This is a genomic window from Nostoc sp. C96 (genome assembly GCF_059384975.1).
This window is the reverse complement of sequence record NZ_CM182020.1, coordinates 5,956,510-5,979,936: the sequence shown is the minus strand read 5'-3', so window position 1 is coordinate 5,979,936 and position 23,427 is coordinate 5,956,510. Positions and strand designations below refer to the sequence as shown.

General features: G+C 41.6%; 20 protein-coding genes and 1 pseudogene. 12 read left to right on the top strand and 9 right to left on the bottom strand.

Annotated elements, in window-relative coordinates; genetic code table 11:
- The first annotated feature begins 374 nt into the window (after nt 1-374).
- A complete protein-coding gene (gene groES, locus AC504W_RS25485; RefSeq protein ID WP_494875015.1) occupies nt 375-686 on the top strand; it encodes a co-chaperone GroES in 312 nt (103 codons plus the stop codon).
- A gap of 111 nt (nt 687-797) precedes the next feature.
- Nucleotides 798-2,435: a chaperonin GroEL gene (groL, locus tag AC504W_RS25480; protein WP_494875014.1), complete on the top strand. Its 1,638-nt coding sequence runs from the start codon at nt 798-800 to the stop codon at nt 2,433-2,435.
- A 371-nt stretch (nt 2,436-2,806) separates the two neighbouring features.
- Here groL and AC504W_RS25475 read toward each other — a convergent pair whose 3' ends face one another.
- Both AC504W_RS25475 and AC504W_RS25470 read right to left on the bottom strand, forming a co-directional pair.
- The gene (locus AC504W_RS25475) at nt 2,807-4,105 is read right to left on the bottom strand and encodes an MFS transporter (RefSeq protein WP_494875013.1); all 1,299 of its coding nucleotides are present in this window, start codon (nt 4,103-4,105) and stop codon (nt 2,807-2,809) included.
- A 195-nt stretch (nt 4,106-4,300) separates the two neighbouring features.
- Nucleotides 4,301-5,212, bottom strand: a complete 912-nt coding sequence (locus AC504W_RS25470; protein ID WP_494875012.1) for an NAD(P)-dependent oxidoreductase — start codon at nt 5,210-5,212, stop codon at nt 4,301-4,303.
- A gap of 576 nt (nt 5,213-5,788) precedes the next feature.
- Between AC504W_RS25470 and AC504W_RS25465 the strand changes: the two genes are divergently transcribed.
- The 3 genes from AC504W_RS25465 to AC504W_RS25455 all read left to right on the top strand — a co-directional run bounded on the left by AC504W_RS25465 (nt 5,789) and on the right by AC504W_RS25455 (nt 7,207).
- A complete protein-coding gene (locus AC504W_RS25465; protein ID WP_494875011.1) occupies nt 5,789-6,808 on the top strand; it encodes a tRNA-dihydrouridine synthase family protein in 1,020 nt (339 codons plus the stop codon).
- A gap of 2 nt (nt 6,809-6,810) precedes the next feature.
- Complete coding sequence (locus AC504W_RS25460; protein WP_494875010.1) at nt 6,811-6,945, top strand: hypothetical protein; 135 nt, start codon at nt 6,811-6,813, stop codon at nt 6,943-6,945.
- A 97-nt stretch (nt 6,946-7,042) separates the two neighbouring features.
- Nucleotides 7,043-7,207: a DUF8639 family protein gene (locus tag AC504W_RS25455; protein ID WP_494878765.1), complete on the top strand. Its 165-nt coding sequence runs from the start codon at nt 7,043-7,045 to the stop codon at nt 7,205-7,207.
- Between the two features lie 183 nt (nt 7,208-7,390).
- Here the strand turns inward: AC504W_RS25455 and AC504W_RS25450 are convergent, their stop codons facing one another.
- Nucleotides 7,391-8,872: a site-2 protease family protein gene (locus AC504W_RS25450; RefSeq protein ID WP_494875009.1), complete on the bottom strand. Its 1,482-nt coding sequence runs from the start codon at nt 8,870-8,872 to the stop codon at nt 7,391-7,393.
- A 289-nt stretch (nt 8,873-9,161) separates the two neighbouring features.
- On the bottom strand, nt 9,162-11,090 hold the full coding sequence (locus tag AC504W_RS25445; protein ID WP_494875008.1) for an alpha-amylase family glycosyl hydrolase: 1,929 nt from the start codon (nt 11,088-11,090) through the stop codon (nt 9,162-9,164).
- A 669-nt stretch (nt 11,091-11,759) separates the two neighbouring features.
- Here AC504W_RS25445 and AC504W_RS25440 point away from each other — a divergent pair.
- Nucleotides 11,760-12,812 carry a tellurite resistance TerB family protein gene (locus AC504W_RS25440; RefSeq protein ID WP_494875007.1) on the top strand — a complete coding sequence of 351 codons (1,053 nt, stop codon included), beginning with the start codon at nt 11,760-11,762 and terminating at the stop codon, nt 12,810-12,812.
- Between the two features lie 10 nt (nt 12,813-12,822).
- Here the strand turns inward: AC504W_RS25440 and ligA are convergent.
- Nucleotides 12,823-14,860, bottom strand: a pseudogene (gene ligA / locus AC504W_RS25435) (NAD-dependent DNA ligase LigA).
- 267 nt (nt 14,861-15,127) lie between these two features.
- Between ligA and AC504W_RS25430 the strand changes: the two are divergent.
- Both AC504W_RS25430 and AC504W_RS25425 read left to right on the top strand, forming a co-directional pair.
- Nucleotides 15,128-16,123 carry a glycerophosphodiester phosphodiesterase gene (locus AC504W_RS25430; RefSeq protein WP_494875005.1) on the top strand — a complete coding sequence of 332 codons (996 nt, stop codon included), beginning with the start codon at nt 15,128-15,130 and terminating at the stop codon, nt 16,121-16,123.
- A 114-nt stretch (nt 16,124-16,237) separates the two neighbouring features.
- Entirely contained in the window at nt 16,238-16,984 is a 747-nt protein-coding gene (locus AC504W_RS25425) for a peptidoglycan-binding domain-containing protein (protein WP_494875004.1), read from the top strand.
- 167 nt (nt 16,985-17,151) lie between these two features.
- Here the strand turns inward: AC504W_RS25425 and AC504W_RS25420 are convergent, their stop codons facing one another.
- Both AC504W_RS25420 and AC504W_RS25415 read right to left on the bottom strand, forming a co-directional pair.
- Complete coding sequence (locus AC504W_RS25420; RefSeq protein ID WP_494875003.1) at nt 17,152-17,892, bottom strand: superoxide dismutase; 741 nt, start codon at nt 17,890-17,892, stop codon at nt 17,152-17,154.
- Between the two features lie 548 nt (nt 17,893-18,440).
- Nucleotides 18,441-19,862: an NADP-dependent isocitrate dehydrogenase gene (locus AC504W_RS25415; protein ID WP_494875002.1), complete on the bottom strand. Its 1,422-nt coding sequence runs from the start codon at nt 19,860-19,862 to the stop codon at nt 18,441-18,443.
- A 325-nt stretch (nt 19,863-20,187) separates the two neighbouring features.
- Between AC504W_RS25415 and AC504W_RS25410 the strand changes: the two genes are divergently transcribed.
- Genes AC504W_RS25410 through AC504W_RS25395 form a run of 4 tightly spaced genes read left to right on the top strand, consistent with a single transcriptional unit; the run spans nt 20,188 to nt 22,650 of the window.
- Nucleotides 20,188-20,910, top strand: a complete 723-nt coding sequence (locus AC504W_RS25410; protein ID WP_494878763.1) for a GUN4 N-terminal ARM-like repeat domain-containing protein — start codon at nt 20,188-20,190, stop codon at nt 20,908-20,910.
- A gap of 47 nt (nt 20,911-20,957) precedes the next feature.
- Nucleotides 20,958-21,176 carry a type II toxin-antitoxin system HicB family antitoxin gene (locus AC504W_RS25405; RefSeq protein ID WP_494875001.1) on the top strand — a complete coding sequence of 73 codons (219 nt, stop codon included), beginning with the start codon at nt 20,958-20,960 and terminating at the stop codon, nt 21,174-21,176.
- Nucleotides 21,176-21,400: a type II toxin-antitoxin system HicA family toxin gene (locus tag AC504W_RS25400; RefSeq protein ID WP_494875000.1), complete on the top strand. Its 225-nt coding sequence runs from the start codon at nt 21,176-21,178 to the stop codon at nt 21,398-21,400. Before AC504W_RS25405 ends, AC504W_RS25400 begins: the two co-directional genes overlap by 1 nt.
- 56 nt (nt 21,401-21,456) lie before the next feature.
- On the top strand, nt 21,457-22,650 hold the full coding sequence (locus AC504W_RS25395; protein ID WP_494874999.1) for an ABC transporter ATP-binding protein: 1,194 nt from the start codon (nt 21,457-21,459) through the stop codon (nt 22,648-22,650).
- A gap of 2 nt (nt 22,651-22,652) precedes the next feature.
- Here AC504W_RS25395 and AC504W_RS25390 read toward each other — a convergent pair whose 3' ends face one another.
- On the bottom strand, nt 22,653-22,826 hold the full coding sequence (locus AC504W_RS25390) for a hypothetical protein (protein WP_494874998.1): 174 nt from the start codon (nt 22,824-22,826) through the stop codon (nt 22,653-22,655).
- 43 nt (nt 22,827-22,869) lie between these two features.
- A complete protein-coding gene (locus AC504W_RS25385; protein ID WP_494874997.1) occupies nt 22,870-23,340 on the bottom strand; it encodes a hypothetical protein in 471 nt (156 codons plus the stop codon).
- Nucleotides 23,341-23,427: the final 87 nt, after the last annotated feature.

Sequence of the window (23,427 nt, the reverse complement as noted above, 5' to 3'; positions counted from 1 at the left end):
GAATAGAAATGCCTCGTTGGTGGAGAGGCTACATCAGGACTGATGCACATAGGTTATTTGTGAGGATTTGGTCTAAGGGCGTAGGGGTTGTAAATACTCTACCCCTTATTTAAACTCTTGATTTTTTGAAAATTATATGACATCATGCTTAACACAATACAAACTACATTAATCCGATAGATTTTATGTAGTTAATTTCCGCTAGTGGCGATTTCTGATTTTGCTGACGATTTATTAGGTGGTTTGATCAGAAAGCCGTTCATGCTTAGTGTTGAATTTGAGCAACATCACGCATGATGAATTTTCCTCCTAGTTAAACATTTGCATTCCAACCATTTGTCCACCTTAAGAAAAGTTTGTTTGGAGAATTTTGTATGGCAGCTATAGCGTTGAGCGTATCTACTGTTAAACCTCTGGGCGATCGCGTTTTCATCAAGGTTAGTGAGTCCGAAGAGAAAACATCTGGAGGTATTTTTCTCCCTGATAGTGCTAAAGAAAAGCCCCAGGTGGGTGAAATTGTTGCGGTCGGCCCTGGTAAACGCAACGACGATGGCACTCATCAAACTATTGATATTGCTATTGGCGATAAGGTTCTTTACTCCAAGTATGCTGGCACTGACATCAAGTTAGGTACAGAGGAGTATGTCCTCTTGTCTGAAAAGGACATCTTGGCAATTGTTTCCTAGTCGATAGACCTGATTTATTCATCATTCTGACTCCGCAACAGTGAATGACGAATAACCCATGACACTCGCAAATGATTAACTGACAAACTTACACAGAGAATTGAGATCACTATGGCTAAACGCATCATTTACAACGAAAATGCTCGTCGTGCTTTGGAAAAAGGCATTGATATTCTGGCTGAAGCAGTAGCAGTTACCCTTGGCCCGAAAGGTCGTAACGTTGTTTTAGAAAAGAAGTTTGGCGCTCCGCAAATTGTCAATGATGGAGTCACCATCGCTAAAGAGATTGAATTAGAAGATCACGTTGAAAACACAGGTGTAGCCCTAATTCGTCAAGCAGCATCTAAAACCAATGATGCTGCTGGAGATGGGACGACAACGGCAACTGTTTTGGCTCACGCTATTGTCAAAGAAGGATTGCGGAATGTAGCGGCTGGTGCCAATGCCATTGAAATCAAGCGTGGTATTGACAAAGCCACAGTTTTTCTCGTGGACAAGATTAAAGAACACGCGCGTCCTGTAGAAGACTCAAAAGCGATCGCTCAAGTTGCTGCCATCTCTGCCGGTAACGATGAAGTTGTGGGCGCTTTGATTGCCGAAGCCCTAGATAAGGTTGGTCGGGAAGGAGTGATATCTCTAGAAGAAGGCAAGTCAGTCACCACCGAACTAGAAGTTACAGAAGGGTTGAACTTCGACAAGGGTTATATTTCTCCCTATTTTGCCACCGATGCCGAACGGTTAGAAGCAGTGCTAGATGAGCCTTTCTTGCTGTTAACTGATAAAAAAATCGCCTTGGTGCAAGACCTCGTACCCGTACTTGAGCAAGTAGCCCGTGCTGGTCGTCCTTTGGTAATTATTGCCGAAGATATTGAAAAAGAAGCTCTCGCAACCTTAGTTGTTAACCGTTTACGTGGCGTACTAAATGTAGCGGCTGTCAAAGCACCTGGATTTGGCGATCGCCGCAAAGCTATCCTAGAAGATATTGCGGTTCTCACAGGTGGGCAGTTAATTACCGAAGATGCTGGTCTGAGACTGGATGCGACTAAACTTGATCAACTCGGTAAAGCTCGCCGCATCACCATCACCAAAGATAGCACCACCCTCGTAGCTGAAGGTAACGAACAAGCTGTGAAGGCACGGGTAGAGCAAATCCGCCGCCAAATCGAAGAAACAGAATCTTCTTACGATAAAGAAAAACTACAAGAACGTTTAGCCAAACTGGCCGGCGGGGTTGCAGTTGTAAAAGTAGGTGCTGCCACTGAAACCGAACTCAAAGACCGCAAGCTACGTCTAGAAGATGCCATTAACGCCACAAAAGCTGCTGTAGAAGAAGGCATTGTTCCCGGTGGTGGTACAACACTCGCACATCTAGCTCCTGAATTAGAAAGCTGGGCGAAGTCTACCCTGGTGAATGAAGAATTAACAGGAGCATTGATTGTGTCTCGCGCCTTAGCTGCACCTCTCAAGCGGATTGCTGAGAATGCAGGTCAAAATGGTGCGGTAATTGCCGAACGAGTCAAAGAGAAAGACTTCAATGTAGGTTACGACGCAACTACCGGCGAGTTTGTCGATTTGTTTGCAGCGGGTATTGTTGACCCTGCTAAAGTAACTCGTTCGGCCGTGCAGAATGCTGCGTCAATTGCTGGGATGGTACTAACCACCGAAGCCATTGTAGTTGACAAGCCAGAACCCAAAGATGCTGCGCCTGCTGCACCCGGTGGCGGTTTAGGTGGCGACTTCGATTACTAATCATTCATCGAAATTAACTGCGCGATTTTTCGCCTATTTGCTCAATCTCAAGAGGTGATCACGACATCTGAATGATCACCTCTTTTTTTGATGTTGAGTAGTCGTTTTTATTCAGCTAATTTAACGTGAGTTTGACAGATTTAAAAAACCCCTCTCCAAACCTCTCCCCTGCAAGGACAGAGGCTTTAAAAGCGTAATTTCTCGTTGATATCTCATATATACTCCCCTTTCCGCGTCGGAGCGAAAAGTTGAGCCAGTGCGTTGGACGGGTTCCCCGGCATAAAGCAACTGGCGTTGCGCGTCCGGGTTTCCCGGCGCAAAACTTTTCAAGACACAGGGGTTGGGGGAGAGGTCAAAAAATCACATTAATTTCACTTTTCCAAAGATAAGCCACTTGTTTCGCCAGCTATCCAACGGCTCACTACTGGTAATTGTGCAGAAAACCATAGCGCACCTAAGATAAACAAACTGCCACAAACAATCAAGGCATTCGTCGCACCAAAGTTATGTGCTAAAGTTCCGGCTAAAAGATTGCCAAAGGGCATTGTACCTACCATTGCTAGGGCATAAAAACTCATTACTCTTCCACGCTTATCTTCGGCAACTAAGGTCTGGATAATCATATTACTACTTGTAATGTTGAGAATAGAAAAGCAGCCAACAAACACAAGTACGATTATCGATAGCCAAACTTGACGCGAGAGTGAGAAAGATATCAAACTCATTCCAATTAAAACTTGAGCGATGATAATCAAACGGTCTAAGCCTACAATGCCTCGTCTGACGCTTAAATAGACACAAGCAAAAAACGACCCAATCGGTGCTGAAGTGCTGAGGTGAGCCATTGTTGTTGCATCTCCATTGAGAATCTTAGCTGCAAAAACAGGCATAAGTGCGACATGAGACATCCCAACTAAACCATGTAACGCTAACATCAACAAAATTGCTCTAATCGGTTGAAATTTGGAGACATATTCAAAGCCCTCTCGCATTTTCTGGAGAGTATCACCCAGGTTAGTCATAGTCTGCATCGGTCTAACTTTCAGCCGCATTGCCAATAGGGTAAAAATTGCTGGGATGTAGCTGAGAGTATCGTAGAGAAAACAATATTTCACCCCTAGAGTTGCAATTAAAATCCCACCCATAGCTGGCCCCAATACCAGAGAAGAGCTTAACATGACGGAATTTAAAGCGATCGCATTGCTCCAATCAGCGCGATCATCTACGGTTTCGGTAACGATTGTATGACGCACTGGCATATCTAATCCCTTGAGAAAACCGTTGAGAACACTCAGGATTAATAGGATGGGAAAGGTAATCCAATTCGTAAAGGTCAGAATTGTTAAAGCCAAGGACACACTAATTCCCAACATCTGCACCAGCATTAACAAGTCACGACGACTCCAGCGATCAGACAATACGCCCGAAAAGGGAATCACTAACAACGTAGGCAAAAATTGTATAAACCCGGCAACTCCTAACAACCAAGCAGATTTAGTCAAATCGTATACTAACCAAGGAATAGTCAACTGCTGGGTCATAAATGTCCCAGACATTGATAGTAACTGTCCCCCGAAAAATAGACGAAAATTCCGCCAACGAAAGGCGGGTAGATGGTGGTAAATGGCCTTACTGATGCGATCGCCTAGTTGTCCCTGCCAAATTTTCATAGGGGAAACTTCGATATGTTTTACTAACTATTAGATTAACTAACAGTTATTATATGATCATTGCTGATTTGCCTGAACTTAGAGGTGATTGTTCGACTAAGCGCAAAATTTCGTAAGTTCGCAGTACATTGAGGGCTAAAGGTGTTCAAAACCCTTAGCCCTATACCCAGTCTCAAATTTGGGCGTAAATCCTATTTAGTTTGATGTAGTTTCGTCAGAAAGTGTCGTGATAATTTCTGACAATTGCCGATCGCGATCGCGTTCTTCTGGTGTTTCCTGCCCTAAAGAAGTATCTTTCACTAAACGATAAACATCAGCTGCACCATAAAATATGCGTTCAGTCAAACCTAATTCTTTGAAGGTTTCGGCAATCTCCTCCATTTCCCCAACCCAACGATGTGCTTTTGGTGTCATAGATGGAATGGAACGAGCAAGTATATGAGCAAGTTCCGGCTGACTACTAGATACTTCACTCCATAGTTCTTCATCTAAGCCTAAGCGATGGGCAGCAATTAATAATTCTGTACTAATTGCTGTTAGTCCTTTGGTGAGGGCGGCATAAGACATCTTCAAACCCGAAGCTTGACCAATTCCATCGCCAATGACCCGGATATCTAAGCCATAATTACTTAGTTGTTGAAATTCCACGGCTTGTTTGCCAGAAGCATAGATGCGCGTGCGTCCGGGAACTCTGGGAGGTGGGCCGATGATGGAAGCATCGACGAAAGTTGCTCCAGATGATTCGATGATTTGAGCGATAGTTTTTACCTTTTGGGGTGCGTAGACGCTTTGCGGCTTGTCGTCAGACATCGCATTACCATCAACATAAAGAATCTGTTTCCCTACATTACTTATCACCGCAGCTACTTGCTGGGCTACCTCTGCGGCGGCGGCGGGAACCAAAACGGATAACACTATATCAGATTCAATTACCAACTGTGTAAGAGAACCCACATCCTCTATATTCGCGGCGGCGGCTAACTGGCGAGTTCTTTGGCTGCGATTTTCTAAGGCTGCAATCGTCCTTAATCCATTTTGGTTTAAAACAGATGCGATCGCTTGTCCCATATCACCAGGACTTAAAATACCGACTGTTTGAATTGGCATAAAAAGCTTGATAATGCTTTATATTCAGCTTTTAACTGATTTTGGTGATGAGTTATTGAATAAAATACGGTATATCGATATAATTATCGTATTTAATTATTAATTAGAAACTTATCACAATTCATTAGTCGAACGCAAGGTGAAATGAATAATATTTTTCCCAATTAAATGCGTGTTAAAATCTACCACCAATTCTGACAATACATGGTGAAAAAGATCATTTTGTTCCTTATAGCTATACAGTCATACGTTTCACTTTAAGTTTGATACAAATAGACCGCAGGGGGCAGGGGGCAGGGGGAAAGAATGAAAAACCCATAAATTTGTATCATTTTTTTCGGGAAATGGTATCAGACTATAATCAAGCATTGCGCCAAGCTTTAGTAAGGCGCAAAAAAACAAATTTATGTAACTATTAAAGTATGCTTGATTAAGCAAGGTGTAATTAAGAACAATTAATAATTTTTTGTTGCTTTAATGGCAACATTATCAACACACCATTAGGTCTACAATATGCGTCCCTAATTGGTTCATTTTGTTTGATAGAGTGATGCTGTGTCGAATGCTCTCCATTTTATGTCCCAGGTATTGCTCCCTCAATCGCTTCACCTAGATTTACCCCTGACTGCTCTTGCGCCTATGCAGGATGTCACAAATCTCTGGTTTATGAAGGTCATTAATCAGTACGGCAGTCCTGACTACTTTTTTACCGAATATTTCCGCGTCAATGAAACCTCACGACTCAACCCTAGCATTCTGGCATCAATCACCGAAAACGATACTAGTCGCCCTGTTTTCGCTCAAATGATGGGTGAAAGCATTCCTCATTTAGTCAAAACAGCACAAGAACTCTGCGGTTATAATATTGCGGGAGTTGACTTGAATATGGGCTGTCCCGCACCGAGAATTTACCGCAAAAAAGCTGGGGGTGGATTGCTGCTTTCACCCGAAAAAGTGGATCGAATTCTGGGTGAATTGCGGCAAGCAGTTAATGATCGACCTTTTACCGTCAAGATGCGTTTAGGTTTTGAAAATACCGATACTTTTTACCAAATTCTAGATTTAATCAATCGCCACAACATAGATTTGCTGAGTTTACATGGTCGCACAGTTCTAGATCGATACCACGGGCGAGTGAATTATGATTTGATTGCCGAAGCCGTCAGACGAGTTAATTGTCCAGTGCTGGCTAACGGAAATATCTACTCGGCGGCACAAGCACTATCGGTGCTGGCTCAAACAGGTGCGGCTGGTGTGATGGTGGGACGCTGGGCAATTGGAAATCCTTGGATTTTTGAGCAAATTCGGCAAGCTTTGCGCTTGGAAGCGATCGCACCTGTTCCTTTAATCGAGGTACGCAAATACATCGATCGTTTATGGCAAACCCCAGCAGCGCCAAATATCCCAGAGCGTGCGCGTGTAGGATACCTCAAAATGTTCCTCAACTATATCGCCTTGAGTGTTGACTCTGAAGGTGTTTTCTTGCGGCTGATGCGACAGACTCAGACTCAGGCAGAACTGTTTAATTTATGCGATCGCTTTCTTGTTGTTGATACTACGCAAACTTTTGCTCTAGCGCCTTATTCTGGTGTGTAATTATGACTGCTACAGTTGACTCTAAATCATTCTTGAGTGCGATCGCCTTTGGCATTGGCGCAGCAATTATCAGCCCACTAGAAATTTCTTGCCTCCATCCACGGATGGGTAGGGGTACAAAATTGAGTTTGGAGTGAAATCCCTGTGTTCGAGTCAGTGCAACCTTTCGGAGCTACAATCAATTAAAATATTGTTAGCATTTAAGTGAAAGTGCCAAACGATTCTGCAATTTTTATGACTGTAACACCCCAGACAGAGAAAGATAAATTACAGGCAAGTACTAGTATAGAGATAAATCAAGAAATAGCAGCAGAAAAAATTCTCTGTCCTCATTGTCTGCGTACTGCTACAAATGGGATTAAATGTAAAGGTATTTGTGTCGCTGATAGTGATTATTAGAGCCTATTGATAATTAAAAATTTGGCTATTTTTTTATATTAATTTTTAAGTTAACAAGTGTTTTTCAACGCAGAGGAATCAAGAGGTAAACGCAAAGTTACGCGGAGTTTTTAGTGGCGGGGGCTAATTAATTTAGTTCACGCCACTAAAAATTTTTTGAAGATTCTTCAGACTTCAGGTTAATCACCCAATGCCTAAACGCCCAGCTAAACCGGGAGTTAAGGGCAGAAGAGTGGCAATCATTAAGAATAGTGCCAAAAGACCTAAAGCGGCTCTGGCATCATCGGGTTCGCTGATTTCGTTTAGGCTGGGGCGTTCTAAGTCTCTTTGTAAAAACACAATGACAATTGCCCAGTACATCGCCAAGGTATTACCAAGCGAAACTAATGCCAACAAAATTAAAGTGGCAAATGTGGCTCTTCTGGCAGTTTTGCGCCCATAAATGGCTTGGACGATGCGTCCACCATCTAGAGAACCGGCTGGCATCAGGTTTAACGCAGTGATTACTAACCCCAGCCAACCAATGATGACTAAAGGATGGACGTTGACTAAGGGTGATTGTAAAGCTGAACCGAGGACTACTCGCGCCAAGCTGCCGACTAAAATAGAACCTTGGAAAAACTGATTAGGTAATTGAAATAAACTGCCTGGGTGGGAAAGTAATAACCCCGCAATCAACATGATTAAAGAGACGATACCGCCAGCGGCTGGCCCTGCCAAAGTAATATCGAATAATGCAGTACGGTTGGGCAAGAGAGATTCAAAGCGGGTAATTGAACCAAAGGAGCCAATCTGCACAGCAGGTAAAAAGAATGGCCAGCTAAGACGGACTTGGTAACGCCGCGCAATTACCCAATGACCGATTTCGTGGGCAATTAAAATTACAAATATGCCGAGGCCAATGGGTAAGGCTTGGGTGAAGCGTGCTGGGGTGGCAAATAAATCGAAGTTTAAGAGTAACCCGGCAGTTTCTAAACATGTAGCCAGAGTGGCAATGAGCAAAATTCCGGCAAAGGCTTTTTGCCCTGTTGTAGTGGGACGGGGATCGTTACGGCTGGGTAATACAATCACCACAGGTTTACCGTCTGTGTTTTCGACTAAAAACAGGCGATATTGTTCACCCAGGCGATCGCGTAACTTCTCACTGAGGCGGTTGTGAACCTCTTGGGGTTCGCCGCGCAGATTACCTTTAAAGATAGCGCCGTCTTGATAGGCGATCGCTTCTGTGGCGAAAAATGTATCAATGCCAAAAATGCTTCTAATGGCGCTTAAATCTGCTTCGGGAATTGATAAAACTTCTTTGAGTTCGCCGTTGGCTGCTGTTTGGGCAGCATTACCTTCTGCGGAGGAATTAGCTGCAAGCCTTTCTGTTGCTCGTTGCTTGAGAATGGCATCTTGCCCAGCCGCCCGTAGTTGTCTACCAAGGTAGATATATAATCCCGCAGAAGCTACCACCAACAACAATATGCCGACTATGTTGAGGTAAATTCCCGCAGCAAACAAACCAAAGAATAGCAGCCAGGGAGACATTAACACCACTGACTGCAACCAGGCTAAGATTCCCAGTTTTCCAAAAGGTCTGGCGCGATAAAAGCCCCAGCCTAAGATGCCGAAAGCTACTAATAAAATTGTCCCAATTATAGGAGTTTCTGAGGAAGCAAACATTTCCAAACCCTTAGCTGTGAACGATCAAGCCTGAGTTGGTCAGGTGTGAAAAGCAGGAGGCAGGAGGCAGGGGGCAGAAGGCAGAAGTATGGCAAAAAAGTATGACTATTCATGTCATTCATGCTTTCTGTCTGACTCTTTATGCTTCTTGCTATACATTTAATGTATAACGCCACCTGTTTTTCGCCCAAATCACTTATAGGGTGATAGAAAAGTTTTAGTAGGGAGACAATGTGTAATTTCTAGGTATTACACATTGTCTCCCTACGCCCTCCGAGCCTTCAGACTTCTAAGATTCTCGTCCGGTTGCCCAGGTGTCACGCCATTTGACTGTGCCTTCTTTGGCGACTACCCAACGGCGGGGTGTGGTGTTTTCGCGTAGGGGCGATCGCCCTTCGCGCCAGAGGGCATATTTATAACTAATCAATTTGCCTGCACTTTCATCAAAGGGAATCTCGGCAAACCAAGTATTGGCGTTGATATATTCTAGGGGATAAGCTTTGCTAATATCCCAATTGCCTAATTCTGGGCAGTCGCCTGTAACAACTATGGTTTCACCAAGTTGGGTATTTACGCCATTTAATTGCACCCGAATGATGGTTTGTCCTTTGATTCTTTCGCCAACGTGGCTGATGACAATTACTCCCCGTTCTTCTATGTGCAGGTCGTAAATTTTGCCGTCTTTGACTTCGTATTTATTGCGTGTTACCACACAAGTGTGTTCGCCGTCGGGTAGTTCTGTTTCGATTTCTGGCAATGTGACTTCGCCACCTCGGTTGAGGGCGACAAAGCACAGGGAATCACGATAGCGGCGGACATAGCAATAAACATCGGGGGTAATGTATTTTTGCCAATGGCTACCCATTGAGATAGCCGGGTTCAACCGTCGTAAGCCAGACAGTAAGCGGAGGTAACGATAAATTTCTGTGTCGTTATCCCATTTTTCCATCATGGGGCGGTTGTAGGGGTCATTACCGCCATCGGTATCGTTATGGAGATACTGTTCTGTACCGTAATAAATACAGGGGATACCACGGGATGTCATAATTAAGGCGATCGCCACTCTCAACATCGCTGGGTCTGGGTTGAGCGATTGAAAGCGCGGCATATCGTGGTTATCGATGAAGGTGATTAACTCCGTTGCACTGTTGTAGTGATAGTCTTCATCGAAAATGTATTGAATGGTGTGAAACCCATTTTCGGAACCTTGGGCGAGGGCAGCGCGAATGGCTACGCACAAGCCAAAGTCTAGCATTGTCATGCCGGAATTATTGGCAAATTCCAAAGAGCGATCGTCGGTGGGGCCGCTATAAATCCATTCGCCAAAAATAAATACATCTGGTCTGTGATTGTACATATCACCTGTGAATTCTTGCCAAAACCAGATGGGCATGTGTTTCACAGTGTCTACCCGTAGCGCATCTACACCTCTATCTAGCCATTGCTTAATGGCTGATTTGATGTATTCCCGATATTCACTGTTATTTTCATTGAAGGTGGCTAAACCAGCTAATTCACAGTTTTGGACTTGCCAATCATCTTCCCAGTTCTGCACTTCACCATAATGGTGATACCAGTTATTAACGTCGTTATTGAAGTCGGCGATTTTTACACCGTCGTCATACAATTCACCTTTGCTACCGCTAGTATCTGGGGTACTGTGGTTACAAACAATATCCAGCACCAGTTTCATGTTGCGTTTGTGCAACTCTTCAATTAAGCGGTCAAATGTTGTATTTTTAGTTTCTTGGGTTTCATTTAACGAAGGGTTTTCGTCTTTAGCAATATACCGGGGATTTATACGTTTAAAGTCTTTTGTCCAATAGCCATGAATGGCTGCATTTCCCACAAATAATTCTTCTACTTGTTCAAATAAAGGAGTTAACCAAACAGCGGTAACTCCCATATTTTTGAGATAGTCTAATTTCTCTATAACACCTTGCAAATCGCCACCCCAGTATTTACCCCAGTCTTGTCCGCTGGGATCATACAATTCTGGGTTAATGCCTTCACTATTTTCGGGGTCGCCATCATGAAAGCGATCGACAACGATAAAGTAAATCGTTTCTTGGCGAAATTCAATATCTCTGGTGTAGAGAAACTCTAGATTAAGCTCTGTATCTGATGGTGGCGTTTGAATCAGCGCTTCTACTTCGGCTGTGGCTGAATCTACTGTGTATTGGTCTGGTGAGAACTGGGATGGAGGTGTTTGCACCATAAGATTTAAATTGGGATTTAAATAATTTCTATGTGTTGCTTTGCACTTCGGTATTATGCCATCCTGCTATTGGTAAAGAAAATCTATCGAGAGCTAGTTTATTTTCTATCATTAGATATAGTTCTCTTGCTAGAGGTCAAAAAATCGATGTTCTAGCAGTTCATATATAGAGATTTTGTCATCAAAATTAAATTAATCCTAAGAAATTGGCTCTTGGTATAATATTATGTTGCATACATTGTCAAGGTTATGTGATACAAAGCAAATCAAATTGATGTGTTTTAGTGCATCAAATATCAGGATGACAAACCCTGTTTGCTGCATTCAGATCTTTGTTTGATGATGAGAGAATTTATAGAACTGTTAAAAAAAATTATAAATTGATTTTTTATGGTAATCATTAGCAGTAGATGAATTAGGAAATTCAACTGTTAAAACAAAAGAGTTTTCATGAAAGCTAAGTTTATCAAGACTAATTAATCTAAGTGATGGGTGAATTGTCCAAATTTATAGCAAAATTTTGCTGTTTTTTGCGGACATATTGCTAATTATTTTTGGATGTCTCATTTGGAGGATGAAAAAAGCTAAGGGGATTAATTAAATACAAATGAATATGAATTGAAGGGAAATTTTAATCAAACTAGTAAGCAATCAACAAGGGTAGCAATTATGAGTAAATATGATAATGTTTTTAACTCACAAAAAACATTAGCCGAGTCTTTAACACCAGAAGAAGCTGTAGCAGCGATCGCAGTGGTAACGGCGATCGCAGATGCTTCGATTGAAGAAGTAGATCCCGAAGGTTTAGCAGGTATCCTCTGGGAATTTGAGGTTTTTGAAGAATATTCCGAAGATGAAATGATCGAAATCGTCGATAAACTCATCTATATAGCAGAATCACAAGGGTTGAGTCCGTTGTTTAACACGGCAAATGAATCTCTCCCTGAAGATTTAGTCTTAGATGGTTTTGCGGCTGGGGTAGTTGCACTTTTAGATGAAGAAGAATTAATTGTTCCTCACAATAAACAGCCTTTCTTAAAAAGGTTACAAACAGCATTAGACCTTGAAGATGAAGAAGCCGATGAAATTGTCAAAGAAATAATTGCGGCTTTTCAAGCAGGGGAAAATGAAGCAGATTTTGATGATGAAGATGACACAATTACTGTAGAAGACTATCTCGAAGATGTCTATGAATCTCCTTTAGGCAATTTTACAGTTTCGATTCCTGTTGATCCAACACAAGGAGGTAAGATTCAAACACAAGAAGGAGTAGTGGGTTTTTCTGATGACTTTGGGACTTTGTTACGGATTGATTATTATCCTATCCCTCCAGAGCAGTTAGAAGAATTAGAATCTGAGGGACAGGAGGAATATTTAAAAAATATCGTAGTAGATAAATATGTCCCCCAAGCAATTTTTACGAATGTGTCAGATGCTCAAATCAAGTATAGTGAGTATTTAGAAGACATTTTTGCGGGTGCATATTACGCCTTAGTTGATATGCCTAAAGGTTCAACCATGTCTCAACAAGGAAATAACGGTACTGCTACTAGATTGGATGCTTACCGTGGATTGCTGGCTTTTATTAATGGAGAGTTTTTATATATAGTTAGCAATCAACGCAGCTTTTTATATGGCGAAATACCAAATGATATCGCCGAAGAAGCTGAGTATATTAAGGATAATATTTTGTCTTTTGTGGAGACGATGGAGTTTAGCTAATCTCTAGAGTTTATTCATCTTCTAACATCTTTAATAGCTGTGCCTCAGTTAACTGGGTAATTCCTAAAGCCTGGGCTTTGTCTAATTTAGAACCAGCATCTTCTCCTACTACCAAATAATCTGTTTTTTTACTGACAGAATCTGTAACTTTACCGCCAGCTTTTTGGATGATTGCTTTAGCTTCATCGCGCTTTAAGGTGGGTAATGTGCCTGTCACCACAAAAGTTTTGCCGACAAACTTTTGATTACTATCACTAACAGTTATATTTTCTGCGGCGACAAATTGTAAATTGGCTGTTTTTAAGCGTTCAATTAAAGCTTGATTAGCATCAATATGAAACCACTGATAAACAGATTGGGCGATTTCTGCACCAATGCCATAAATACCTGCAATGTCTGATTGTTTGGCTGCTTCTAATTTCTCAACGGCGGGATATTTTTCGGTGATGAGTTGAGCATTGACACTGCCAACATGACGAATGCCTAAACCATACAATACCCTATGCCAAGGTTGATTTTTTGATTGGGCGATCGCTTCTACTAATTTCTGTGCCGATTTTTCCCCCATTCTTTCTAAACTCAGCAATTGTGCTTCTGTCAAATCATACAAATCAGCTACAGAATGCACCAAGCCTTTATCTACCAATTGATGCACTAATTTTTCACCCACGCCTTTTATATCTAAAGCATCCCGGCTGACCCAATGTTCAATGGAACCTTTGAGAATAGCTGCACAAGAAGCATTGACGCAACGAGTCACGGCTTCTCCTGATTCTCTCACCACTTCTTGATCGCAAACAGGGCAGTGGCTAGGCATAACAAAGGGTTCCGTGTCAGCCGGACGCAGTTCTTTAATTACCCGCACCACTTCGGGAATAATTTCCCCAGCTTTGCGAACAATCACAGTATCACCGATGCGGATGTCTAATTGGGCAATGCGATCGCTATTATGTAAAGTAGCGCGAGAAACTGTTGTCCCCGCCAATTGTACCGGGCGCATCTCTGCTAAAGGTGTTAACGCCCCAGTTCTACCCACATTCACCGCGATATTTTCCACACGGGTGGGTGCTTCCTCGGCTGGATACTTCAACGCCACCGCCCAGCGCGGGAATTTTTGGGTAAACCCTAACTGTTCTTGCAGTTTAAAAGCATTGAGTTTGACCACTACACCATCGGTCATGTAGGGTAAATTCAATCTTTCCGTATCCCAGTATTTGTAGTATTGTGCCACTTCTGGCAAAGACTCACACAGTTGATGGTTGGGATTTACCCGAAAACCCATTTTTTGTAATAATTCCAAGGCTTCCCATTGGGTATTGGCAATACTCGCATCATCCATCCCCGGAATATGCAGAGTGTAAGCAAAGAAATCTAACCGTCGCCGCGCCACAATGCGAGAATCTAACTGTCTGAGTGTACCTGCGGCGGCGTTGCGGGGGTTCGCAAATAACTGTTCGCCTGCTTTTTGCCGTTCTTCGTTGATTTGCTTAAACACTTCCAACGGTAAAAATGCTTCACCGCGCACTTCTATTCTTTCTATCGGTTCTATCCCATCAAAGTTTAAGCGCAAAGGAATAGAACGAATTGTTCGCACATTTTGGGTAATTTCTTCACCCGTAACCCCATCACCTCTAGTTGCACCCCTAACTAGCACACCATCTTGATAAGTCAGCGCCAAAGCCGAACCATCAATTTTCAATTCCGAGACATATTTTACCGCGTCGGTTGTCGGGAGTTGTCGCCGCCAACGTTGATCCCAAGCTTGCAACTCATCAATATTAAAAGCATTCTCCAAGCTGTACAGGGGGATATTGTGGCGTACCGAGGTAAAGTGTGTGGCGGATTCTTTCACCCACCCGCTGAGTGGGACTGTCGGGTGTAACTAATTCTGGATTCTGAGTTTCTAACTGTTGCAATTCGCGGTATAGCTGGTCATAGACGGTATCTTCCATGATGGGTGCGTCTAAAACATAATAGGCGTAACTAGCTTGTTGCAAAAGCTGGCGTAATTCTTCTATGCGTTTGAGTTGAGGCTGAGTCTGGATCATTATACTTATGGAACGATACTAAGCAAATATAATTTTATTTGTTGGGATAATTCTAGGTTAATCTTCTTGGGTATCAAAAGGCATGAGCAAGAAGGAATAGGCGATCGCATCCCGTCACCCAATATTAACATTTGTTAAAAAAATGCCCATAAATAGACCTGCTGCATAAATTCTGATTCTGCCAACTAAACAAATAACTTTGCTATAACTCTTTGCGCCTCTGCGTGAGATAAATATTTCTTATTTACCACACATACAATCAGCCTCATGAATAAAAAACCCATCATTATTGCTCATCGCGGCGCTAGTGGCTATCGCCCAGAACATACTTTAGCCGCTTACGAATTAGCAATTAACTTTGGTGCAGACTACATTGAACCAGATTTAGTTTCAACTCAAGACGGTGTTTTAATTGCTCGTCACGAAAACGAAATTTCAGAAACCACTAATGTTGCAAAACATCCTGAATTTGCTCAACGGCGCACAACTAAAATTATCGATGGTGAAATCAAAACTGGCTGGTTTACAGAAGACTTTACACTAGCCGAAATCAAAACATTACGCGCCAAAGAAAGAATCCCTCAATTACGTCGGCAAAATACTGTTTATGATGATTTATGGGAAATTCCGACATTACAAGAAATTATTGATTTAGCCAAAAATTATAGTAAACAATTGGGGCGCGATATTGGGATTTATCCTGAAACAAAGCATCCTACTTATTTTAGAAATATAAATTTAGCTTTAGAAGAACCTTTACTTAAAACCTTACAAGCTAACGGTTATCACGAAAAAAACTCACCAATTTTTATTCAATCTTTTGAAGTGAGTAACTTACAATGTTTATCCCAAAAAACTCATTTACCTTTAGTGCAGTTAATCAATCTTACTGGTCAACCGTATGATTTTGTTGTTAGTGGTGATATTCGCACCTATACGGATTTAGTGACAAAATCAGGGTTAGAAGAAATTGCTAAATACGCCCAAGCAATTGGCATTCACAAAGATATTTTAGTTCCTAGAGATCATAAAAATAAATTGCGATCGCCCACATCTGTGCTACAAAATGCCCATGCTGTTGGTTTACAGGTACATATCTGGACTTTTCGCAACGAAGACAGCTTTTTACCTCTAGACTGTCAAGGTAATCCCCAAGGAGAATATGAACTATTTTTTAGTTTAGGCGTTGATGGCGTATTTAGTGACTTTTCTGATACTGCTTTAAATGTGCGCGATCGCTTTACATCAATTGATATTTCTTAATAGTTCCATCTAAAAAAAGCTAAAAAGCCAAAATTATACTTAAGGCTACTACTAAAGGTATGAGAAATATTATAAATCCATAATTATCTAGTCTCAATCCCTCCATCACTAGAGATGGTTTCCAAAGAATTAACTACTGCATCCCAAATCAAGGTAATTATGGTAACTAAATTAGAAGCATTTAAATCACCTCGATTTATAGGTAAACCTCTTTTAGCAGACATTGAGTTTTTTGACTCCCTAGAAAAAGTTGATCAATTTGCGACTGATGCTGGTATCAAACTTTATGTCACTAGTTCTACTCGCTTACAAGGTGGCGTAGTCTCAGGCGCAATTGTCCGTCCCGCTAGTCGGTCAAATCATTTAATCGGTCATGGCATTGATATGAATGTTTCCCTAGGAGATAAGCTATTTAACAGTGACGCTCTCGACAAAAGCAACTTAAAAAATCTGCCACAAGCAATTCAAAACTTTATTCAAAGCATCCGTAATGATCCGATGCTACGATGGGGAGGAGATTTTACCCCCGCAGATTCAGTTCATATTGATGATGGGTTAAATGTCAGAGATGCTGCTACTTGGGATGCCAAATTTCCTATTATCCAATCAGAAATGAGAGCTTTATCTCAACCTAATTCTGTTTCTGGACAGCCAAGAATTTTATTTCTGACTGAGCCACCCATGCAAGGAGATGATGTAATTGCTGTGCAGAAAGCTCTCATCCAAAAAGGATTTAATCTTAAAGCCGATGGAATATTTGGTGCTGCTACAGATAATGCTGTGACAGCTTTTCAAAACAAGCAAGGTTTAACACCAGATGGTATTGTCGGGCCAGGTACACGCAAAGCATTAGGATTGTGATCTGAAAGGAGGGAGAAAGCAGGAGGCAGAAGGCAGTAGGTAAAATTACACAATATCCTAATCTTTCTGACTAAAGCGATCGTTTCTTGCTGAATACACAATTTAATGGTTGTTGTAGAGACGTTGTATGCAACGTCTCTACTTCTCTTTGTATTTACAAATTAACTTTAGTAAGCAAATTTATTTGCTTCCGCAAATCGGCTGTTAATCTCATCCCAGTTAACAACATTCCACCATGCTGTTAAATAATCAGCGCGGCGGTTTTGATAGTTGAGATAATAGGCATGTTCCCAGACATCATTACCGAGAATGGGATATTTACCTTCACTAATGGGATTATCTTGATTAGCTGTGGTTGCAATTTCTAGCTTGCCATTTTTGTTACGAACTAACCAAACCCAACCACTACCAAAACGTGCAGCACCAGCCTCGTTAAATTGCTTTTTAAAGGCTGCAAAATTACCAAAATTTTGATTAATTGCAGTAGCTATTTCTCCTGTTGGTTCTCCGCCTCCCTCCGGCTTCATAATTTTCCAAAACATTGAGTGGTTAACATGACCACCACCATTATTGCGGACTGTTGTACGGATATCTGCCGGAACTTTGCCAAGTTTGCGTAACAGTTCTTCAACAGGTTTGTTTTTCAGTTCTGGGTGTTTGTCTAAAGCAGCATTCAAGTTTTTCACATAAGCTGCATGGTGCTTATCGTGATGAAACTGCATTGTTTTCGCATCAATGTGTGGTTCTAATGCTTCGTAAGCATAAGGTAAAGGTGGTAGTTCAATTACGCCTGTAGTGCTTGGTGCTTGACTAACAGGTGATTTATCAGCCAACGCCAAAGAATCTAATGCAAAACTACCTGCACCTGCACCCAGTAAAAATAAGAAATGTCTGCGGTTAAGAGTCATAAGAATTTTTTACAGCAAATCTACGCAATTTGTTGTCAATTTTTATTGTCATAGATTTAGGCTACAAAAAATCATCTTTATGGCTTAAACACAAAAATAAATATAGTTAAATTTAGGTTAAATACTACCAGGGTCTACACCCAAAGCTTTTAATCTCTCGGCTAGTAATACCAATTTGAAAAATGATTGCGACAAATGGATTTCTGAACAGCTTACCAGTAAACCCTTTATCAATCCAAAATCCAAAATCTAAAATCCAAAATGGTATAATTTGGCGTGTTCATCACCAGTCAGTCAAATACTACCTGCTTGGTCACACCAGCGCAACCAAGTGTTATTTCTCCCTTCAAATTCTCCAGTCCACAAGGTAACGCCTAAACCAATGTCTTCTAACCAATTATTTGTAGTTTGAACTAATGGGATTTATTTGATTAACTTTTATATTTAATTCTTTCTCAATACTTAAAATTTATATGAATTATTATGCAATAAGCAATAAATGAATTGATTTTAGGACGGGAAAAACCCGCCCTAAAGGTTAACTAAAATTAACCGAAATGTTTGATAATTGCGTCGGCAAATTCAGAACATTTGAGAGGTTCTACAGGTGGTTCGAGTAACCGTGCCAAATCGTAAGTAACTTGACTATTGGCGATCGCATCTCCTAAACCTTTCTTAACTAAGTCGGCGGCTTCTTGCCAACCCAGATATTCCAACATCATCACGCCAGACAAAATCACTGAACCAGGGTTAATTTTGTCTAAGCCTGCGTGCTTGGGTGCGGTACCGTGAGTTGCTTCAAAAACGGCGCAAGCATCGCCAATATTCGCGCCTGGCCCCATACCTAAACCACCAACAATGGCGGCGGCTGCATCCGACAAGTAATCGCCGTTGAGGTTCATTGTCGCCAGAATTGAATATTCATCTGGTCTGGTTTGGATTTGTTGAAAAATACTGTCAGCAATCCGGTCATTGACCATGACTTTATCTTTCCACTTGCCATTGCCGTGGCTATCCCAAATTGAGTTAAGAACTGTTTCCACTTCCTTGACAATTTGTTCTTTTTTCTCTTGGGTGAGGGCATCAAAACCAGGGTCAATTTGACGGGCGTTGTCTTCAAGGGAAAGATTCGGATTTTTCTCCTTGTTGCTTAAAATCCAAGATTCCCGTTCGGTGACTGTCTCTTGACGAAACTCAGTGGTGGCGAGTTCATAACCCCAATCGCGGAAAGCGCCTTCGGTGTACTTCATGATGTTACCCTTATGCACCAGCGTTACCTGTTGCTTTTGTTTGGGTAAAGTCAAGGCGTGTTTGATGGCGCGACGTACTAGACGCTGAGAACCTGTTTTGCTGATGGGTTTAATCCCGATCCCGGCATCGAGGGGAATTTGCTTTTTACCGTGTTCTGGGGTGGCGGGGATGAGTTCTTTGTTGAGGATGGAAATTAAGCGTGAACCAATTTCACTACCTTGTTTCCATTCAATTCCCAAATATATATCTTCGGTATTTTCTCGATAAACAATTACATCCAGTTTTTCAGGGTTTTTGTGGGGTGAAGGCGTACCCGCATAGTAACGGCAAGGACGCACGCAAGCATACAAGTCAAAAATTTGACGTAGTGCTACGTTTAACGAACGAATCCCACCACCCACTGGAGTGGTCAATGGGCCTTTAATAGCCACACCGTATTCTTTAATCGCCGTGAGAGTATCTTCGGGCAAATACTGGTAAGTGCCGTATAAATCACAAGCTTCATCACCAGCGTAAACCTTAAACCAACTAATCTGGCGTTTACCCTGATACGCTTTAGCTACTGCCGCATCTAGTACCTTTTGGGTAGCAGGCCAGATATCAATACCTGTTCCATCGCCTCGAATAAACGGGATAATTGGATTGTCAGGCACAATCGGCTCACCATTTTTAAAGGTGATTTTTGATCCACTTGTTGGGGGGGTAATCTTGTTGTACATAGTTTAAACACTCCACAAAAACATAAAAAGTATGAAGTATGAAGTATGAAGTATGAAGTATGAAGTATGAAGTGTCAAATATAAATTTCACCTTCAGCCTTAATCCTTCATCTTGCCTAGGTTCTAGCCTCTATTTCCTAGCTTCTAGTCGTTAAATATGCAGATTTTCCCCCTATTCCCTTTGTATAGCATTTCGGGATTTCAGCGAAACTGTCGCAATTTTGTACGATCAAAAATAGTAAACTACTTTTCGCTATCAGTGTTTCATCATCAAGAATCCACGATAGCGATCGCTTGTTCACTGACCGCTAACACGAGTAATGGCATGACAGACCCAATGATTGTATCAGGCACTGCTAATGACATCGACTCCCTCCGACAACGCTTAATCGCTGGATCTCTTCAAGTCCAACAACAAATCATCCCACAGTTAGCCGACTTAGGTAATCAGGGATTAGAAGTGTTGATGGAATTTTTGCTGAAACGTCGTGAGTCCCCAGCAACTTGGATTGATGGTAAAGCTTACCAAGTCCTTTACAACTCTGATGCACCAAACGCCAGAGAATTTCTCCAAACAAATTTTCCTGAAGGCATTGTACCTCTAAAATCAGAGGCAGGGATCAATTACAAACCTTTACAACAGTTACTTGCTGCTCAAGACTTCCAAGCAGCCGATCGCATGACTATTGAGAAAATGTGCGAAGTAGCAGGGCCAACGGCTGTCAAACGCAAATGGCTGTATTTTACGGAAGTTGACAATTTCCCTGTAACTGACTTACATACCATTAATAATTTGTGGTTAGTTCATTCGGAAGGGAAATTTGGCTTTGCAGTACAGCGCGAAATTTGGTTAAGCCTCGGAAAAAATTGGGATAATTTCTGGCCGAAAATTGCCTGGAAAGATGGTAATAATTGGACACGTTATCCTAATAGCTTTATTTGGGATTTGAGTGCGCCAAAAGGTCATTTACCTTTATCAAATCAACTGCGGGGAGTGCGTGTAATTGCATCTTTATTTGCTCATCCGGCGTGGACGAATAAAGCATGAAGTGTGAAGTGTGAAGAATGAAATTAGTAGCACCGTAAAATTAAATTATGCGGAATAACATCAAACGCGAATTTTACGTCATTATTGAACGGGATGAAGATGGCTATTATGTCGGAGAAGTCCCGCAGCTAAGAGGATGCTATAGCCAAGGAGAAACAATTGATGAGTTAATGGTCAATATTAAAGAGGTCATTGAACTATGTTTAGAAACAGAAACAGATGACGCAATCTCAGAATTTATAGGTGTTCAAAAAGTAGTAATCTAATGCCAAAACTACCCAGCCTAACTGGTAAAACAGTGATTAAGGCACTAGAAAAATTTGGATTCCAAGAGGTGCGTCAAAAAGGCAGTCATGTACAAATGGAACATGAAGATGGACGCTTAGTTACTATTCCTGTTCATGCTGGTAAAACGATTGGCAGAGGATTGCTACGAAAAATACTACGAGATGCCGAACTTACCAGGGAGGAGTTTATCGCATTGCTCTAATGAAAAAATAGGGTAATATGCCTAACAATTACACATTCACAATATCAAATTAAATAATGGCAAAAGTACGTCTTGAAGAAATTAAACGTCGGTTTAATAACGTCACCGCCATCGAAGATATTACTTTTGAAATTCCCGATGGCGAATTTTGGGTGTTAGTTGGGCCTTCTGGTTGCGGGAAATCGACAATTTTACGGACGATCGCGGGTTTAGAAACTGCCACTTCTGGCAAACTATTTATAGGCGATCGCTTAATGAATAACATCCCCGCCAGACAGCGCGATGTGGCGATGGTGTTTCAAAACTATGCCCTTTATCCGCACATGACGGTGGCGGAAAATATCGCCTTTGGGTTGCAGATGCGGAAGGTGGATGCGAAACTCATTCAGGAAAGGGTGGGGACGGTGGCGCGATCGCTTTCTTTAGAACATCTTTTGGAGAGGAAGCCCAAACAACTTTCTGGTGGACAGCAACAACGGGTAGCATTAGGGAGAGCGATCGCCCGTGAACCTCAAGTATTTTTATTAGATGAACCTTTATCTAATTTAGATGCTCAATTGCGTGATGACACCAGAGCCGAATTAAAACAACTTCATCAAGAGTTGGGAATTACTACGGTTTATGTTACCCACGACCAAGTTGAAGCGATGACCTTGGCTGATAAAATTGTCGTGCTGAATCGTGGGAGAATTCAACAAATTGGCGAACCCCAAAGCATTTACGCGCTTCCAGCTAATCAAATGGTGGCAACTTTTTTAGGCAATCCACCAATGAATATTTTGTCAGCAAAATATACCAATGATGGCTTTGATGCTAGTGGACAATTAATTGCAGTTCCCGAACTTATAAAGGAAAAATTACAACTGCATCCAGGGCAGAATTATGATTTGGGTATTCGTCCAGAACATATTTCTATTAACAATAACTCACCACTCAGCGAGAAGTTGCGTGCGGGGGTTCCCCCCGTTGAGCAAACTTCGGTGACTCAACACTCACCACTCACCACTCAGCACGCTGCTCAACTCCCGCTACCGCTAACAGCACTTTCGGTAGAAGTGAAGGTGGTTGAGCCTTTGGGGAGAGAAACTTTAATTAGAGCAAGTTTACCTGGTTCGACAGTGTTATTGAATGTGCAGATTGGTGGAAATGTCAGGGTGAATGTGGGCGATCGCTTATCTGTACAATTAGATTTAACTCAGTTATTCGTATTTGATTCTATTACTGGAGATAGAATATGGCCTGAGTCATAAAATTAAGTATTGGGTAAATTACGCTGCTGCCACTTCTCAGTTTCACAAGCAGTTTGATCATGCCAAATTCTACAACTAATTACGGGATATAAATAGAGAAATGCTACTCCAATAATCACAAAAAACCAAGCAAAACGAATAGCCCAAGTTTTTAGTTTAAATGGTTTTTTATACATGAATACTCTAGATTAGTTTCGCATCCTTGGTCAGCTATATTTTTTATTGAGTCACAACTTCCATCTTGGTAATGATTGATTCTTTTTTAGTTTTGCCGCATGGTTCAGCACTTTGACAATCACTTACCGATTCAATTGTGTAAGACGCACGGACTTTTTTGTTTAAAAATTTCGCCGATTCTGCACAAATTTCAAAGGATGCACCTACCTGATGTTCAATTCCTTGTTCATCAGTTAATGTGGCATAACACAATAAATCACCGTTGATTAGTTCTTTTACTGTACCAATAGTTGGTAAAGCTTTTGTCGATGTTTCTGGGTTTTCGGATGGCGAAACCTCTGTTGTGGAAGTTGCTTCAGGAGATGCAGTAACTGTTGAGCTTGGGCTAGGACTCTGCGTAATTTCAGATTTAGTTGTCGGGGTTTCTTGGCTAACTTCTGTAGAGGAATTAGTACAACCGCTATTCCAAATTAGACAAATAATTAATCCACTGATGAAGCTAGGTTTGTTCATAGTTAGAGTTTATTTATAAAGTACAAGTAGGATGTGTTACGGTTGTGCAAGGATTTGGTAATGTTCAATAATTAATTTTGAAAGCAT